Annotated in this window: 17 protein-coding genes; 13 read left to right on the forward strand and 4 right to left on the reverse strand. The window is 60.9% G+C overall.

All coding sequences use genetic code 11. The annotated features are described in order from the left end of the window. Positions 1-3: 3 nt before the first annotated feature. Positions 4-1,155, reverse strand: coding sequence for a HupE/UreJ family protein (locus tag K3555_RS10000; RefSeq protein WP_260008353.1), 1,152 nt, complete (start codon positions 1,153-1,155; stop codon positions 4-6). Here K3555_RS10000 and K3555_RS10005 point away from each other — a divergent pair. The 4 genes from K3555_RS10005 to K3555_RS10020 all read left to right on the forward strand — a co-directional run bounded on the left by K3555_RS10005 (position 1,154) and on the right by K3555_RS10020 (position 4,615). After that, complete coding sequence (locus K3555_RS10005) at positions 1,154-1,963, forward strand: DUF4198 domain-containing protein (RefSeq protein ID WP_260008354.1); 810 nt, start codon at positions 1,154-1,156, stop codon at positions 1,961-1,963. The two genes, K3555_RS10000 and K3555_RS10005, sit on opposite strands and share 2 nt — an antisense overlap. 41 nt (positions 1,964-2,004) lie before the next feature. Beyond that, the gene (locus K3555_RS10010) at positions 2,005-2,913 is read left to right on the forward strand and encodes a PfkB family carbohydrate kinase (protein WP_260008355.1); all 909 of its coding nucleotides are present in this window, start codon (positions 2,005-2,007) and stop codon (positions 2,911-2,913) included. After that, on the forward strand, positions 2,910-3,824 hold the full coding sequence (locus tag K3555_RS10015; protein ID WP_260008356.1) for a pseudouridine-5'-phosphate glycosidase: 915 nt from the start codon (positions 2,910-2,912) through the stop codon (positions 3,822-3,824). Before K3555_RS10010 ends, K3555_RS10015 begins: the two co-directional genes overlap by 4 nt. Positions 3,825-3,904: 80 nt before the next feature. Next, complete coding sequence (locus K3555_RS10020; protein ID WP_259992340.1) at positions 3,905-4,615, forward strand: DUF502 domain-containing protein; 711 nt, start codon at positions 3,905-3,907, stop codon at positions 4,613-4,615. A 1-nt stretch (position 4,616) separates the two neighbouring features. Here the strand turns inward: K3555_RS10020 and K3555_RS10025 are convergent, their stop codons facing one another. Both K3555_RS10025 and K3555_RS10030 read right to left on the reverse strand, forming a co-directional pair. After that, complete coding sequence (locus tag K3555_RS10025; RefSeq protein WP_260008357.1) at positions 4,617-5,645, reverse strand: patatin-like phospholipase family protein; 1,029 nt, start codon at positions 5,643-5,645, stop codon at positions 4,617-4,619. Between the two features lie 101 nt (positions 5,646-5,746). Then, positions 5,747-6,520 (reverse strand): 3-hydroxybutyrate dehydrogenase, encoded by a 774-nt coding sequence (locus K3555_RS10030; RefSeq protein WP_260008358.1) that lies wholly within the window; start codon positions 6,518-6,520, stop codon positions 5,747-5,749. 324 nt (positions 6,521-6,844) lie between these two features. On the opposite strand from K3555_RS10030, the gene K3555_RS10035 reads away from it, so the two are divergent. The 5 genes from K3555_RS10035 to K3555_RS10055 all read left to right on the forward strand — a co-directional run bounded on the left by K3555_RS10035 (position 6,845) and on the right by K3555_RS10055 (position 11,079). After that, on the forward strand, positions 6,845-8,662 hold the full coding sequence (locus tag K3555_RS10035) for an extracellular solute-binding protein (RefSeq protein WP_409201693.1): 1,818 nt from the start codon (positions 6,845-6,847) through the stop codon (positions 8,660-8,662). A gap of 70 nt (positions 8,663-8,732) precedes the next feature. Continuing rightward, positions 8,733-9,566 (forward strand): helix-turn-helix domain-containing protein, encoded by an 834-nt coding sequence (locus K3555_RS10040; protein WP_260008360.1) that lies wholly within the window; start codon positions 8,733-8,735, stop codon positions 9,564-9,566. Between the two features lie 22 nt (positions 9,567-9,588). Then, the gene (locus tag K3555_RS10045; RefSeq protein ID WP_260008361.1) at positions 9,589-10,065 is read left to right on the forward strand and encodes an arsenate reductase ArsC; all 477 of its coding nucleotides are present in this window, start codon (positions 9,589-9,591) and stop codon (positions 10,063-10,065) included. Further along, positions 10,062-10,718, forward strand: a complete 657-nt coding sequence (locus K3555_RS10050; protein WP_260008362.1) for an MIP/aquaporin family protein — start codon at positions 10,062-10,064, stop codon at positions 10,716-10,718. The genes K3555_RS10045 and K3555_RS10050 overlap by 4 nt, the downstream gene beginning before the upstream one ends. Positions 10,719-10,848: 130 nt before the next feature. Continuing rightward, positions 10,849-11,079, forward strand: a complete 231-nt coding sequence (locus K3555_RS10055) for a hypothetical protein (RefSeq protein ID WP_259992355.1) — start codon at positions 10,849-10,851, stop codon at positions 11,077-11,079. A gap of 29 nt (positions 11,080-11,108) precedes the next feature. Here the strand turns inward: K3555_RS10055 and K3555_RS10060 are convergent, their stop codons facing one another. Continuing rightward, a complete protein-coding gene (locus tag K3555_RS10060) occupies positions 11,109-11,732 on the reverse strand; it encodes a helix-turn-helix domain-containing protein (protein WP_259992357.1) in 624 nt (207 codons plus the stop codon). A 64-nt stretch (positions 11,733-11,796) separates the two neighbouring features. On the opposite strand from K3555_RS10060, the gene K3555_RS10065 reads away from it, so the two are divergent. The 4 genes from K3555_RS10065 (at position 11,797) to K3555_RS10080 (ending at position 17,086) form a co-directional block, all read left to right on the forward strand. Beyond that, positions 11,797-13,302, forward strand: coding sequence for a class I adenylate-forming enzyme family protein (locus tag K3555_RS10065; RefSeq protein ID WP_260008363.1), 1,506 nt, complete (start codon positions 11,797-11,799; stop codon positions 13,300-13,302). Further along, complete coding sequence (locus K3555_RS10070; protein ID WP_260008364.1) at positions 13,299-13,964, forward strand: DsbA family oxidoreductase; 666 nt, start codon at positions 13,299-13,301, stop codon at positions 13,962-13,964. The genes K3555_RS10065 and K3555_RS10070 overlap by 4 nt, the downstream gene beginning before the upstream one ends. A 152-nt stretch (positions 13,965-14,116) precedes the next feature. Beyond that, a complete protein-coding gene (locus tag K3555_RS10075; protein ID WP_260008365.1) occupies positions 14,117-15,352 on the forward strand; it encodes a multidrug effflux MFS transporter in 1,236 nt (411 codons plus the stop codon). A 60-nt stretch (positions 15,353-15,412) separates the two neighbouring features. Further along, on the forward strand, positions 15,413-17,086 hold the full coding sequence (locus K3555_RS10080) for a hypothetical protein (protein ID WP_260008366.1): 1,674 nt from the start codon (positions 15,413-15,415) through the stop codon (positions 17,084-17,086). Positions 17,087-17,108 lie beyond the last annotated feature (22 nt).

Genomic DNA, 17,108 nt, shown 5'->3' on the forward strand with positions numbered 1-17,108 from the left:
TGTTTACAGGAACACCCGCTCGGCAAACCAGTATCCCCCTATCAGCGCGATTGTGACCGATGCCGGAATTGCCACCCGGCCGCGGTATTTCGGATGCCGCCCGAACCACAGGCGCACGCCGATGTAAGCCGCGGCAATTACCGCTAGCTGACCCAGTTCCACGCCGACGTTAAAACCGATCAGGGCGGGCAGGAACTGGCTGGACGGCAGGCCAAACGCGCCCAAAACGCTGGCAAAGCCCAGCCCGTGCAGCAGACCGAAGCCAAATATCACAAAAGTGCGCCAGCTGTGAAGCTTGCGGGCAAAGATGTTCTCGACCGCGACAAAGACAATCGACAGCGCAATCAGCGGCTCGACAATGGCAGCATTGACGCTGACCACCCCCAGCGCGCCCAGCGCCAGGGTGATTGTATGGGCCACGGTAAAGATACTTACTTGCAGCAGCAGCGGCTTCACCCGCGGGCTGAGAAAGAACAACCCCAGAACAAACAGGATATGGTCCAGCCCTTTGGGCAGGATATGGGTAAAGCCGACGGGGATGTATTCCACAAAGGCCTCGACCGGCGTCTTGGCCGCACCGCCCTGGAGCGGGATCGGGGGTGAAGTCTCTCCGCCCTGCAGGTAGCCAGTATAAGGCTCCTCCACCCCGTTCTGACGCAGCACCACCCCGCCGGACCCGGCAGGCCAGGCAATGCGCAGGCTGTCTGCGCCCGAAGGGATCGCACCGGTCAGTTCAAGAAAGGACGCCCGCGGCAGGCTTGTGTCACCGGCCTCTGGAATGGAAATGCCAGAGACGCGCAGCTCTACCGGGCCGCCGGCCTGCAGGGAAAAGGTCTCTAGCCACTCCTCGGCAAAGAGCTGAACCATCGGTTCCAATTCCTGAGCCTCCAGCGCGCGCAGCTCGTCATAATCGGCAGCCTGTGCGGTCTCATTTGTGTCGGACAGCCCATCCAGATTGATCCCGGCAACAAAGGCCTCAACGTTCAGACGCAGTTCCAGCGCAACCTGCCCGTCTTTCACCGTGAAATCGGCAATCACCGGTGTGACTTCATGGGCGCGGGCACTTCCAGCGCCTATTGCAACCATACTGAACAGCAGCGCAAATAGGATCCGCAGCCAAGTCACACTGCGCCCGACAGCCAAGGACAATTTCATGCAATACCGCCTGTTCTGCTCAATTCTCTGCGCCGGGCTGACATTGGGGGCCGCCCCGCTGTTATCCCACGAGTTTTGGATCGAGCCGGAAAAATATCAAGTGAATTCCGGTGCAACAGTGGTGGCCAGGCTGCGCAACGGGCAGGAATTCAACGGTGCCGAGCAACCCTATCTGGATCACCGGATCGCCCGGTTCGAGGTCATTAAGGGCGGATCAGCGTCCCCGTATGAGGGCCGGATGGGCGATATGCCTGCTTTCTCAGCGGATGAGACCGACAATGGTTTGACCGTGATCATCCACCAGACACAGCCGCAGACGCTGACCTATGACACATGGGAAGGTTTTCAGGCCTTCATTGACCACAAGGGTTTTGCCGGCATCCCCGGCCAGCATAACGCACGCGGCCTGCCAGACGCGGGCTTTGCCGAGCAATACACCCGCTATGCCAAGGCTTTGGTGTCCATCGGCAGCGGTGAAGGGTCCGATCTAGACACCGGTATGGAGACCGAGATCGTGGCCCTCGCCAATCCCTATACCGATGATCTGGCAGCGGGGTTTCCGGTTCAGGTTCTGTACCAGGGCAACCCGCGCCCGCAGGTGCAGGTCGAGGTCTTTGCTAAAGCCCCGGACGGCAGTGTCGCCATCAGCACCCAGTTGACAGATTCACAGGGGAAATCCGTCATCCCGGTGTTACCGGGGCATACCTATCTGCTGGACGCCGTGGTCCTGCGCCCTGCGCCGGAGGACAAAGATCACGTGTGGGAAAGCCTTTGGGCCGCGCTGACCTTTGCCGTGCCGCTACGCTGAAGCCGCTTGCAGAGGGCGGGTAAAGGCGGCAATAGGTCATTATGACACAAGCCTCTCATTCCCGGATACCTGCCATCCTGTGCATCGGATCGGTTCTGTGGGACATCATCGGCCGTTGCAGAACGGAAATGCAGCGCGGCTCGGACATGCCCGGGCGCATCACCCGGCTGCCCGGCGGTGTGGCCATGAACATCGCCATGACTCTGTCGCGGTTCGGTATGCAGCCTGCCCTGCTGACGGCCGTGGGCCGCGACCCCGAAGGCGACGAGCTGATCCATGCCTGCAGCCACTTCGGCCTGATCACCGACCACATCTACCGCTCCGAGGATCTGCCCACCGACCGCTACATGGCTGTCGAGGGCGCCAACGGGCTGATCGCCGCCATTGCCGACGCCCATTCGCTGGAGGCTGCAGGAGACAAGATTCTGCGCCCGCTGTCCGACGGCGCACTGGGTACCCCGGAGACCCCCTACACGGGTCAGGTTGCGCTGGATGGAAACCTTACATTGTCGCTGCTGGATGACATCGTCGCCAGCCCGGCCTTTGCCAAGGCAGACCTGCGGGTGGCGCCTGCCTCTCCTGGCAAGGCGGAACGGCTGCGCCCCTTCCTGACCCGCACCCGCGGCACGCTCTATGTGAACCTCGAAGAAGCCGGCATCCTGTGCCAGGCCGAATTCACCGACAGCGAAACCGCGGCACAGGCGATGCTGGACCGCGGCGCGGCGCGGGTGCTGGTCACCGATGGCGGCTCCTCTGCCACAGTGGCCGATGTCCAGGACGCCATCACCCTTGTCCCGCCCCGCGTCACGGTTGCCCGCGTAACCGGCGCAGGAGATACCTTCATGGCCGCCCATATCGTTGCCGAGGCACGGGGCGAAGACCGCAAGACCGCTTTGGCCTCCGCCCTCAAGGCTGCGGCCACCTATGTTTCAGGAGAACCCCCGCTGTGATCGAGATCCGCACTTCCTCCGAAGTCCAGGCCGCCAAGGCCGCAGGACAGGCCATTGTTGCGCTGGAAAGCACCATCATCACCCATGGCATGCCCTACCCGCAAAACGTCGAAGTGGCCGCCCAGGTGGAGCAGGACATCCGCGATGCCGGCGCCGTGCCCGCCACCATGGCCGTTATAAAGGGCGTGCTGCATGTGGGGCTTGAACCCGATCAATTGCAGGCGCTTGGCCAGGCGCAGGGTGTCGCCAAGATCTCCCGCGCCGACATGCCTGCTTGCATCGCCACAGGCGGCACCGGCGCCACCACGGTTGCGGCCACCATGATCGCCGCGCGTGTGGCCGGGATTGAAGTCTTTGCCACCGGCGGCATCGGTGGCGTCCACAAAGGCGCAGAATCCACATTTGATATCTCTGCCGACCTGATGGAACTGGCGCAAACCCCGGTGACGGTAGTTGCTGCAGGCGCCAAAGCCATTCTCGACGTGCCGAAAACGCTAGAAGTGCTGGAAACCCAGGGCGTGCCGGTCATCGCCTTTGGCCAGGACAGCTTCCCGGCCTTTTGGTCGGCGCAGTCAGATCTGAAGGCACCGCTGCGCATGGATGATCCGGCGCAGATTGCCCGCGCCCATGCCACACGGCAGGCAATGGGGCTGCCCGGCGGCCAGCTGATCGCCAATCCGATCCCGGCAGACGCCGAAATCGCGGCAGAGGAACTGGCCCCGGTCATCGCTCAGGCCCAATCGGAGGCGGATGAACAGGGCATCTCGGGCAAGGATGTAACCCCCTTCCTGCTGCGCCGCATCTTCGAGCTGACCGAAGGCCGTTCGCTTACCGCCAATATCGCATTGGTGCGCAACAACGCCCGGCTGGCGGCAAAGATCGCACAGGAACTGAACAAACTGGCACAATGACTTGATTTTCCGGGCGGATGCCATTGCTCCGCCCGCAATCAGTGCCTAGGTTCCACTCGAAATTTCCGCAAAGAAGCCACATGACCACGCCCTTCGACGAAGAACCTCACCGACGCCGCGGATTGTTTGCCAGCCTGCGTGCTTCCTTCTTTACCGGGATCGTCGTCATTGCGCCGGTGGGTCTGACCATCTGGCTCTTGTGGTCGGTGATGGGCTGGATCGACAGCGTGGTGCTGCCGCTGGTACCGCACACAGTCCGGCCCGAACAGTACATCGGCATCAACCTGCGCGGTGTCGGGCTGATCATCTTTCTGCTGTTCACAATCGTCGTCGGCTGGGTCGCCAAGGGCATCCTGGGCCGGTCGCTGATCAGCTTTGCCGAAAGCCTGGTGGAACGCATGCCGGTAGTCCGCACCGTTTATTCGGGCATCAAGCAGATTTCCGAAACCGTCTTTGCCCAATCGGAACGCAGTTTTGAAAAGGCTTGCCTTGTCCAATACCCGCGCAAAGGCATCTGGGCGATCGGCTTCATTTCAACCAACGCCAAGGGTGAGATCGCCAAGAAGGTCGAAACCAGCGGCGGCCTGGTCAGTGTGTTTCTTCCAACCACGCCAAATCCGACATCCGGTTTTCTGCTGTTCGTCCCCGAAGAAGATGTGATCGCGCTGGACATGTCGGTGGAGGATTCTGCCAAGCTGGTAATCTCGGCAGGCCTTGTCTACCCGAACCCCAAGGATCCTTCAAAACCGCTGGAAAACGGCAAGAAACCCGCGCTGAAAGAAAGCGCCTGACCTAGCTGAACATCGCCGGCAGATCCGTTGAAGATCGCACGCCAACATTCTCACCATCCTGTGCCAGGAAGTTCTCCGCCGCATCCCGCCCTGCCTGTTTCAGCCGCGCCAGGATCTGCGGCACCGGAAACAGCTTGGTGGTGACTGACAGCTGCGTCATCAGATCATCATCGGCAATCATGTGCACCCTAACCTGCTTCATCCGTCCAGCCTCAAGCGTGCCATCCTCCAGCAGCCGCTGCACAAAATTAATGGCGCGCAGCTCCCGCAGCAAGGACGAGTTGAAGCTGATCTCATTCACCCGGTTGCGGATCTGCTGCGGCGTTTTCGGAACCTCCTCGCGCTCCAGCGGATTGATGTTCACAATCACCACATCCCCCGGCAACTCTGGACGGAATAACGGAAACAGCGCCGGATTGCCGGTGAAACCGCCATCCCAATAGGCCTCCATCCGGCCGGTCTCCGGATCCTCGATTTCCACCGCCTGGAACATGTCCGGCAGGCAGGCCGAGGCAAGAATGGCGTCAGTGCTGATCCCGGCGCCCTCAAAGACCCGGATCTTGCCCGTGCGCACACAGGTCGCGCAGACAAACAGGTCCGGCCCGGCCCCGGCGCAGACATCATCGAAACAGAACTGATCGACAACCTCCTGCAGCGGGTTCTTGTAAAAGGGGCCGTAGTGATAGGGAGAGATCATCTGGCTCATGGTTTCCAGCGGCGAGAATGGCATCGCAGCCTCCAATGCACCGGTCCAGGCCACCGCATCAAACCGGGTCAGCCAATGGGCAAAGCGCATATCGCCTACCGCTCCCATCTGCGCCCACAAGTTGTCCAGCGCCGCCTTGGCGCCGGTCCGCCCGCCCTGAACCATGCCGGACTTGAAGGCCGCGCCATTCAACGCCCCAGCCGAGGTGCCGGTGATCCCGGCCACCTCAACCCCTTCATCCTCCAGCAGCCGGTCCATCACACCCCAAGTAAACGCCCCATGCGCACCGCCGCCCTGCAGGGCCAGATTAATGCGTTTCACCAAAATACACCTGCCTATTTCACCTTTGTGAAAATACTCCGGGGGTGAATTGCCCCCTTGGGGCAAGAGGGGGCCGGCCCCCTCCCGCCGCTTCCACGTACCGCCTACAGTGCCGTCCAGCCGCCATCGACACTCAGTGTCGTGCCGGTGATCTGCGCCGCTGCGTCCGAACACAGGAACACCGTGGTGCCGCCCAGCTGTTCCACAGTGGCAAATTCGCGGCTCGGCTGGCGCTCCAGCATCACCTTCTTGATCACCTCTTCCCGTCCCATGCCGTATTTTTCCATGGTGTCGGGGATCTGCGCCTCCACCAGCGGCGTTAACACATAGCCAGGGCAGATTGCATTACAGGTGATCGGCTCCTCCGCGGTTTCCAGCGCCACCGTCTTGGTCATGCCCACCACCCCATGCTTGGCTGCCACATAAGCCGCCTTAAACGGCGAGGCCGTCAGCCCGTGCGCCGAGGCGATATTGACGATCCGCCCCCAGCCCGCCGCGCGCATTCCGGGCAAGGCGGCGGCCATTGTATGGAAGTTCGAATTCATGTTGATCGCGATGATCGCGTCCCATTTATCCTGCGGGAAGGTATCGATCGGGGCCACATGCTGGATGCCTGCATTGTTCACCAGAATATCGCAGGCACCGGCCTTCGCAATCAGCGCCCGGCAATCAGCCCCCTTGGACATATCAGCCTGAATGTACTGGGCCTTGACGCTGAATTCACGGGCGAGCTCAGCTGCCAGCGCGTGATCCTCGTCCCGGTCGGTGAACGAATTCAGCACCACATCGGCCCCGGCCCGCGCCAGTTCGCGTGCAACCCCCAGGCCAATACCTGAATTTGATCCAGTGATAACGGCGGTCTTCCCTTGCAAGGACATCGGCAACTTTCCCTCGGCTGAATGAAACTGACGCCACTGTGCCATGCTGCAGATGCAAAAGAAACGCGTAAGACAGCGGATCGCCCCTTGCAACGCAGGGGCATTTCCCGTCAGAGGCAGTGTGGAAACGTCCGAAAAAAAACGCCCGCACAAGGCGGGCGTTAGTTATTGAGGCAGGTTTCATACAGGCAAGAAACCTATCGAGCAGTGACCTCTTTATAAGCAATTTCCGGCTTTCGTCCAAGCTAAAAGTTTGAAAAGACGAAAAAGCGCACTTAGCGTGCAGAAGCAAGAAAATAAGGGCAGAGCGGGATTGTTGTGAAACTGCGAAAAGAAAATTTCCTGAATCCCGGTGCAGCACTGGCCGGAATCACCTTGGCTTTTGCTGCGAATTTTGCGCAGGCAGAATCAGGTCATGGCATAGCTATGTATGGGGCGCCTGCGCTGCCACCCGATTTTGTGTCTTTACCCTATGCCAACCCCGATGCGCCCAAAGGCGGCAAGGTGGTTTTCGGCAATACCGGCGGCTTTGACTCGCTGAACCCGTTCACCCTTAAGGGGACCGCGCCGTGGCAGCTGAGGTTCTGGGGATACGAGAGCCTGATGGGCCGCACCTGGGATGAGCCGTTCACGCTTTATGGTCTTTTGGCCGAATCGATTGAGGTCCCCGAGGACCGCTCCTGGGTCGAATTCACCCTCCGGGAGGAAGCGCGATTCTCTGATGGCAGCCCGGTGACGGTCGAAGACGTGCTGTGGTCTTATGAAACCCTGGGCACCAAGGGCCACCCGCGCTATCGCGGTTTCTGGACCAAGGTGGCGCGGATTGAACAGACCGGACCGCGCAGCCTGCGCCTGACCTTCAATGCCAAAGACCGCGAGCTGGCGTTGATCGCCGGAATGCGCCCTATCTTAAAGAAGGCGCAATGGCAGGACAGGGAGTTCGGTGCCGATGACCTGCCCGGCGCCCCGATTGGCACCGGCGCTTATGTGGTCAAGAATTTCAAACCCGGCCGTTTCGTCACCTTGTCCAGAAACCCGGACTATTGGGGCAAAGACTTGCCCTTTCGGCGCGGTACCGGGAACTTTGACGAACTGCGGCTGGATTTCTTTGGCGATGCAACCGTGCTTTTTGAGGCCTTCAAGGCAGGCGAGCTGAGCGCGGTGCGCGAATTCAATGCTGACAAATGGGACAGCGTCTATAACTTCCCGGCCGTGACCCGCGGCGATGTGGTCAAAAGCGAAATCCCGCATCAGCGCCCCTCGGGCATGACCGGGCTGGTGATGAACAGCCGCCGCGCCCCGCTGGATGACTGGCGGGTGCGCGAGGCGCTGCTGCTGGCGTTCAATTTCGAATACATCAACGGCACCGTGACCGGCGGCGTGCAACCGCGGATCACCTCTTACTTCTCGGGATCCGGGCTTGGCATGCTGCCCGGCGCAGCTGCCGGCCAGGTCCGCACACTGCTTGCTCCGTTTGCAGACACGCTGTTGCCCGGGACGCTGGAAGGCTACGCGCTTCCGCAGGGCGATGGCAGCAAGCGCAACCGCAGAAATCTGCGCAAAGCGATGAAACTGCTGGCCGATGCAGGATGGAGCGTCACAGACGGCGTGCTCCGCAAGAACAATGGTACGCCATTGCAGTTCACGGTTCTGATCCGCCAAGGCGACGGCGAGATGAAGACCATCACTGAAATCTATGCACGCGCACTGGAGCGGTTGGGCATATCCCTAACGGCGGAAACCGTCGATAATGCCCAGTATGTCGAACGCCAGAGCGCTTATGATTTCGATCTCACCCGTTACCGCCGGGAGTTGTCGCTAAGCCCCGGCAACGAACAGCGCTATTACTGGGGCAGCGAGGGCATCAGCCAGCCCGGCAGCCGCAACCTTATGGGCATGGACAGCCCGGCTGCCGAAGCGATGATCGATGCCATGCTGACAGCAAAAGACCCTGAGGATTTCACCGCCGCCGTGCGGGCGCTGGACCGGGTTCTGACCGCGGGACGCTATGTCATTCCATTCTGGCGGTTCGATGCGGGGCGGATCGCCCATGTCAAGGAAATGCGGTTTCCGGAATACCTGCCGATCTACGGCGACCGGACCGGATTCATGCCGGATGTCTGGTGGTATCAATCAGACTGAGGCGCTGACCAGCGGCTGCCCACAGGCGGGGCAGTTGACTCACGGCTAATAATTCCATATTTCCCGAAATATGGAATCAACGATCGCAGATAAGCTCAGCGCCCTTGCACATCCGAACCGTCTGGCCCTGTTCCGCCTGTTGATGCGGCGCTATCCGGACGCTGTTCCAGCGGGCGAGATTGCCTCGGCGCTGGACTTCAAACCCAACACGGCTTCTGCTTACCTGTCAGTCCTGAAACAGGCCGGGTTGATCAGCCAGCACCGGACCGGAACTTCGCTGATGTACACCGCCGATCTGCCTGGCTTGCGCGGTCTGTTTGATAACCTGCTGACAGGCTGCTGCCAGAACCGGCCCGATATCTGCAGCCCTTTCACGAATGAAGAAAGGGCCATGCCGACGGTTGAGCACCCGTTTAACGTTCTGTTCATCTGTACTGGCAATTCCGCCCGGTCGCTGCTTGCCGAGGCCATTTTAAACCAATCCGGCGAAGGCAAGTTTCGCGCCTATTCGGCTGGCACCAACCCTTCGCCGGGACCGCGCCCCGAGGTGGCGTCCCTGCTGTTGGCCAAGGGCTATGACACCAGCGCGCTGCATTCCAAGGATCTGGTCGAGTTTTCAGCCCCGGATGCACCAAGCATGGATTTCATCTTCACCGTCTGCGACCACGCCGCCAATGAGGAATGCCCGGCCTGGCCCGGCCAGCCGATGAGCGCCCACTGGGGGATGGCAGATCCGGTCAAGGCGACCGGCACCGATGCCGAAAGGCACCTGGCGTTCCAGCAGGCCTATGGGTTGCTGCGCAATCGGATCAAAGCCTTTGCGGCGCTGCCCTTTGAAACGCTCGACCGCCTGTCGCTTCAGCATCAGGTTGACGGCATCGGCCGCGTAAATTCTTCCGACTAACCCAATAGAACGGTCAAAACCCATGAACATTCTTGTCCTCTGCACGGGCAACTCCGCCCGCTCCATCCTGCTGGAGTCAATCTTCAACACCCTGGGCTCTGGCCGCATCCGTGCGTTTTCTGCAGGCTCCAACCCCACCGGCGAGGTACATCCGCAATCGCTGGTTCTGCTGGAGGAACTCGGCCACGATACCGCCGGCGCCCGCTCCAAAAGCTGGGACGAGTTTGCCGTTCAGAGCGCACCGGAAATGGATATGGTGATCACCGTCTGCGCCTCAGCCGCGGGCGAAACATGCCCGATCTGGCCCGGCGCGCCGGTCCGCGCCCATTGGGGCGTCGCAGATCCGGCTGCCGCGGACCAACCCGAATGGGACACCGCCTTTCGCGCGGCTTATGCCACGCTGGAAAAGCGCGCCAAGGCGCTGCTTGATCTGCCGTTTGAAACCATGAACGCAACCGAGCTGACACAGCAACTTAAGCGGATCGGAGAAATCCAATGACTGTCCAAAAGCTGCTGGCCGAGGGGCTGGGCACAGCTATGCTGCTGGTCGGCGTTGTTGGCTCCGGGATCATGGCTGAAAATCTGGCCGGCGGGAACGTGGCGCTAGCGCTTCTGGCCAATGCTGTTGCCACCGGCTGCATGCTTTATGCGATCATCACTACCCTGGGTCCGATTTCAGGCGCCCACTTCAACCCGGCCGTGACCCTTGCCTTTGCCCTGCGCGGCGAACATGAATGGCGTGCGGTGACGCCTTACGTTCTGGTGCAGATCGGAGGCGGGATCCTGGGGGTCTGGGCTTGCCACGCAATGTTTGATCTTGCAGTTTTGCAAAGCTCTGAGACTATGCACCGAACAGGAACAGCGCAGTGGTTCTCCGAAATCCTGGCCACGTTCGGCCTGTTGTTCGTGATCTTCGGCGGGCTGCGGTCGCGTCCTGATACAGTGCCTGCTCTGGTTGGAATCTACATCACCGGAGCCTACTGGTTCACCTCTTCAACCAGCTTTGCCAACCCGGCGGTGACTATTGCCCGCGGCTTCAGCGACACTTTTGCAGGCATCTATCCGGGGCATATCCCGATGTTCATTGTGATGCAGCTGATTGCAGTTGGAATCGGCCATCTGGTGCTGCCCCGGCTGTTCGCACCGGCCTAGGCGCTGGCAAAAAACCGCTTAACACAGCGGCCTTGGGCTGATGCCCCGGGGCCGCCGTTACGCGACGGCAGAAAAAATGCTAGCATGAGGGTCCAACAACCATAATCAGATTGTCAGGGAGGCCCCCCCAATGCCTGTACAGACAGCAGCTGCCAGCTGGATTGACAGGATGCCCCGCATCAAACAGCGCTTTCCGCATCTGAAAGCCAGCAACGCGCCGTCACTTGTCGATGACCGGGACAGATTTGTTGCCTATTTGGCCCGCACCCATCATCTCACGCTGAACGAAGCCAGGGAAGAAGTGGACGACTTCCTGTATATCGAAAGCCTGCTGAGAGAGCTGGACGGGCGGACGCACTAGCCTCGCAGCCGCCTTTTGAAGCCCAGGCCTCAAGCCAGCGACGTCACCCAAAGGATCATTGCATCTTCGGGGCTGACAGATATGACATTGTGCCCCATGGCTGCGTCGTAATAGGCGCTGTCACCGCGGCGCATTTCAATCGGCTCGTAGAATTCCGTGTAAAGCTTGACCACCCCGGTCAGCACATACAGAAACTCCTCGCCGTCATGGCGCACCCAGCCGTCAAACTCATCCAGCGACCGCGCCCGCACCCGCGCCCGGTAGGGCAGCATTTGCTTGCGCGACATACCGTCCGCCAGCAGCTCGTGCTCATATGTTGCGGTGGCATGGGCTGAACCGTCACCGGATTTGGTCACCGTCATCCGCCCGTTCACCTGACCGCGCTGCGGCTGGGTAAACAGCTGCGGCACCGAGATCTGCAGGCCCACGGCCAGCTTCTTAAGCGCCTCGTAAGTCGGTGACATCTGACCGTTTTCGATCTTGGACAAGGTCGAACGCGCCAAACCGGCCTGATTGGCAGCATGTTCCAATGTCCAGTCCCGCGCCTTGCGCAGTTCGCGCACACGCGCACCCAGGTCCAATGGCTCTGCTGCGTCATCTCCGCCGTTTGCACGGGCGATGGTAATCAGGGACTTCGGGTCACGGCTTGTCATAGCCACTCTATAAGCCGCACCTGCGCAGCTTGCAACGCAGGACGGCGCGGGCTAGCCAATTGCCATGCTGTCCGTTTTTGATCAGGGGCCTTTTGCGCCCTGCCCTTCGCCTTTCAACCTCGCGGCCCATGTGCTGCGCCATGCCCGTCGGCTGGCGGCCAAGACCGCATTGTCGGTTCTCGCGGGCGATGCCTGCGAAGACTGGAGCTATGCCCGGCTTGAAGCAGCGGTGCGCGGAACCGGAACAGGGCTGCTTAAAGCGGGATTGAAACCTGGAGATATTGTGCTGATGCGGCTGGGGAACACGGTTGAGTTTCCCATCGCCTACCTCGGCGCCATTGCCGCCGGATTGGTGCCGGTGCCGACCTCAGCCCAGCTTACAGCGCCGGAAACCGCCCGGATGATCGCGGATTTGCAACCGGCAGCAGTTCTGCGCGATCCCGATGTCCCGTGCGCGAGTCACCCGCTTCAGATCAGCACCGCCGACTTGCTGGAAATGCACCGTCTGCCTCCCTGCAGCTACGCCCTTGGAGACCCGGACCGCCTCGCCTATGTAGTCTACACCTCCGGCACCAGCGGAAATCCGCGCGCCGTGGCGCACGCCCACCGGGCTGTTTGGGCGCGGCAGATGATGGTGGATGGCTGGTACGGGCTGACGCAGGATGACCGGCTGATGCATGCCGGTGCTTTCAACTGGACCTTCACGCTGGGCACCGGCCTGCTGGATCCCTGGGCGGCGGGTGCAACGGCGCTGATCCCGCAGCCCGGAACCCCGCCTCAGGACCTGCCCGCGCTGCTGCGCCGCCACCGCGCGACCCTTTTTGCTGCAGCCCCTGGCGTCTACCGGAAACTCTTGCAATCCAGCCCGCTTGTATTGCCGGACTTGCGGCATGGGCTTTGCGCTGGTGAAAAGCTCTCCCAGCATCTGCGCGCGGCCTGGGAGGCGGCAACAGGCCGCAGATTGTTTGAGGCTTTCGGCATGTCGGAATGCTCAACCTTCATTTCATCTTCGCCGTCCTGCCCCGCACAGGATGGGTCACTCGGGCAGCCGCAACCCGGCCGCAGAACCGCCATTCTGGGCAGCGGCGGACCAGTTCCCTTGGGAGAAGAAGGCACCATCGCCATCCACCGCTCGGACCCGGGGCTGATGCTTGGCTATCTGAATGCGCCTGAAGAAACCGCCGCCCGCTATCAGGGGGATTGGTTCCTGACCGGTGATCAGGGCGCAATGTCGAAGGACGGACAGATCCGCTACCTGGGCCGCGCTGACGACATGATGAATGCGGGCGGCTACCGCGTGTCCCCGATCGAGGTTGAAACCGCTTTGGTGTCCCATCCCGGCATCACTCAGGCCGGCGCCGCAGCGGTAGAGGTGAAGCCTGAGACCTTCATCATCGCCGCCTTCTATACCGGTCCCGAAGAGGTGAACGCCGCAGAGCTGCAAGCCTTTGCATCCCAGCGGCTGGCCCGTTACAAGCAGCCCCGCGCTTATGTGTATCTTGACGCCCTGCCCGCAGGTGCCAATGGGAAGCTGCTGCGCCGCGCCCTGCCCGCCCTGTTCAAAGGATGACCCAAATGACCACTGTCAAACTCGACATCCTGTCGGACCCGATCTGCCCCTGGTGCTATATCGGCAAGACTCATCTGGACAAAGCGCTGGCCGAGGTTCCGGATCATCCCTTTGTCATTGAATGGCATCCGTTCCAGCTGAACCCCGACATGCCGCGCGAAGGCATGGACCGGCGCGATTACCTGGAACGCAAGTTCGGCGGCAAGGAGGGCGCGGTGAAAGCCTATGCGCCAGTGATGGAGCACGCGGAAAAGGCCGGGCTGACCATCAATTTTGAGGCGATGACGCGCACGCCAAACACGCTGGATGCGCACCGGCTGATCCATTGGGCCGGAATTGAAGGCAAGCAGACCGAAGTGGTGGATGCCTTGTTCCAAGCCTACTTTGTGGACGCCAAGGACATCGGCGACCACAAAGTTCTGGCAGACGTCGCACGCGAGGCCGGAATGGATGCAGATGTCGCCGCACGCCTGCTGCAAGGCGACAGCGACGTTCAAGCCATCCAGGACCGCGACGCCCATTCCCGCAAGATGGGGGTAAGTTCAGTGCCGACCTTCATTGTCGCCAGCCAGCACGCCGTACCCGGTGCCCAGCCGCCGGAACTGTGGAAGCAGGTGATCGAAGACATCCAGCAGCAGCTGAAAGACGCAGAGGCCGAATAACCTCGCGGTAAACTGCTTAGCATCGCAACAATGCACAGTTTGCTGTGCAGCCGGGCGCTGGCCCGGTATGCGGATTCGTGATAGCGGAACCGGACAGCTCCCGGACCGGCCTTGTTCCCCGGAAACATTTGAAGAGCTGTTAGAGGTTTCAAATGTCACAACCCCAGGTTCACACTCCGGCCCACGGCATGGCCAAGGCCGAATTCATTGCGCTGATCGCGATGATGTTTGCCACCATTGCGTTTTCCATCGACGCGATGCTGCCCGCCCTGCCCGAAATCGGCCAGGCACTTAGCCCGGATGACATTAACCGCGCCCAGCTGGTGCTGACTTCTTTTGTGCTGGGCATGGGCATCGGCACGTTTTTTACCGGCCCGCTGTCTGATGCCTTTGGCCGTAAGACTGTCATTGCCGGCGGTGTTGCGCTGTACATCGCAGCATCTGCCGTCGCCTGGAAGGCGCAATCGCTGGAGCTGCTGCTGGCCTCCCGCATTGTCATGGGGCTGGGTGCCGCCGGGCCGCGGGTTGTCGGCATTGCCATCGTGCGGGATTTGTACTCGGGCCGGGAAATGGCCCGGATGATGTCGATTGCAATGATGATCTTCACCCTGGTTCCCGCCTTTGCACCGATGCTGGGTGCGGGCATCATTGCCTTTTCCAGCTGGCGCAGCATCTTCCTGGCCTTTGCCATTTTCGCCATCCTCATCGTGATGTGGATGGGCCTGCGCTTGCCGGAAACCCTAGCAGTGGAGAACCGCCGCCCCTTCCGTCTGCCGCTGCTCTTGGGCGCGGTGAAGGAAATGTTCGCCCACCCGGCTGTGCGCCTGTCTATTCTGGTGCAGACCCTTTGCCTGGGTATGCTGTTCACCATGCTGACCATGGTGCAGCAGGTCTATGACGTGATCTTTGACCGCGCTGGCAGCTTCCCCTTCTGGTTTGGTTTTGTGGCTTTGATGGCGGGTACTGCCAGTCTGTTGAATGCAGCCATCGTTGTCCGCGTTGGTATGCGCCGGATCGTGACATGGTCCTTGGCCGCCCAGGCCTGCTTTTCCGCGGTGATGCTGGTGCTCAGCGGCCAGGCGCTGCCGGAAACGCTGCTGTTCGGCCTGTTTGTCGCCTGGCAGACCAGCGTGTTCTTTCTGGCCGGCACCACGCTTGGCAATCTCAACGCGATCGCGATGGAGCCGATGGGCCATATTGCCGGCATGGCGGCCTCGGTCATTGGTGCGATCTCCACCGTTCTGGCCGCTGCCATTGCCGCGCCTGTGGGCCTGCTGTTTGACGGCTCGCTGCTGCCGCTGGCCTCCGGGCTGCTGACAATGGCCGGCCTTGCGTTCCTGCTGATGCTGCAAATGGCACGGGCTGAGGCGCAATTGCCCGCAGAATAACTATCTTGTCCGGGTCAACACCTCTGCCTAACCTCTCCAAATACTTGGGGAGGTTTTTTCATGGGTTACGATTATGATCTCGGCAGCCATTCCTGTCAGGTAACGGCAGCTTTGCCCGAGACGCAAAAGTGGTTCGACCGCGGCTTGGTCTGGACCTACGGCTACAACCACGAAGAAGCCGTCAAATGCTTCCAGCAGGCGTTAGCGCATGATCCCGTCTGCGCCATGGCCCATTGGGGCGTGGCCTATGCAACCGGCCCGAATTACAATCTGCCCTGGAACTTGCGGGACGGCAAAGGCCGTGCCGAAGATCTGGCACAGGCTTATGACGCCGCCCAATCCGCGCTGGCTTGTTTAGAGGGCTGCACCGAGGCCGAGCGGCAGCTGATCCTTGCCCTTCAGGCCCGCTACCCCCAGCGCGAGGCCACCGGGGACATGCACGCTTGGGACTACGCTTTCGCAGACGCCATGCGCGCGGCCTTTGCCGCCTGCCCGGATCATCTGGACCTGCGCACGGTCTATGCCGAAAGCCTGCTGAACCTGACCCCTTGGAAAATGTGGGACTTGAAAACCGGCCTGCCTGCCGAAGGGGCCGCGACATTGGAGGCGCAGGAGGTTCTGGAATGGGCAATGGAGAACGACCCCGGCGCGATGAGGCACCCCGGCCTGTTGCATCTATATGTGCATCTGATGGAGATGTCGCCAACGCCGGAAAAAGCCCTGAAGGCCGCCGATGTCCTGCGTACACTGGTGCCGGACGCAGGCCATCTGGTGCATATGCCGACCCATATCGACGTGCTGTGCGGTGACTATCACAGCGTGGTGCATTGGAATCAAAAGGCGATTGAGGCCGACCTGAAATACTACCAGCGCGAGGGCGCATTCAACATTTACACCGGCTACCGCCAGCATAACTACCACTTCGTTATCTTCGGCGCGATGTTCCTGGGCCAGATCGAACCTGCGTTGCAGGCCAATCAGGGTATTCTGGACACGACCCCGCAGGAAATGCTGCTGGTAGAAAGCCCGCCTATCGCGGATTTCTTTGAAAGCTACATGGCAATGCATCCGCACATCCTGGTTCGCTTTGGCCGCTGGGATGAGGCCATGGCGCTGCAGCTGCCTGAAGACACAGCGCTCTATTGCACCTTGACCGCCAACACCCATTACGCCCGCGCCATCGGATTTGCCGCAACCGGCCGCGTGTCAGAGGCTGAAGCAGAGGAGCAGCTGTTTCTGACTGCCAAGGCGAACGTGCCGGAGAGCCGACTGCTGCACAACAACCGTGTGGTGGATCTGCTTGAAATCGCAACCGAAATGCTGCGCGGTGAGATTGAGTACCGCAAAGTGAACTACGACGCGGCTTTTGCCCATTTGCGCCGCTCAGCTGAGCTGGACGATAACCTGTCTTACGATGAGCCCTGGGGCTGGATGCAGCCCAGCCGCCATGCGCTTGGGGCGCTGCTGTTTGAGCAGGGCCGCTCGTTAGAAGCCGAGGCGGTTTACCGTGCGGACCTGGGGTTGGATGGTACTCTGCCGCGCGCGTCGGTCCATCCGGACAATATCTGGAGCCTGAAAGGCCTGCATGATTGCCTGAAGGCCCGCGGCGAAACCGTTGAAATCCGGCACATAAAGCAGAAACTCGATATGGCGCTTGCCCGCGCCGACCAGGCGGTGGCCGCGTCCTGTTTCTGCGCACAGGCAGCAATGACGCCGGACAGCTGCTGCAGCTGAGCAAAATGTCTTCGAAGACATT

Source organism: Leisingera sp. M527 (genome assembly GCF_025141525.1).
Classification (GTDB): Bacteria; Pseudomonadota; Alphaproteobacteria; order Rhodobacterales; family Rhodobacteraceae; genus Leisingera.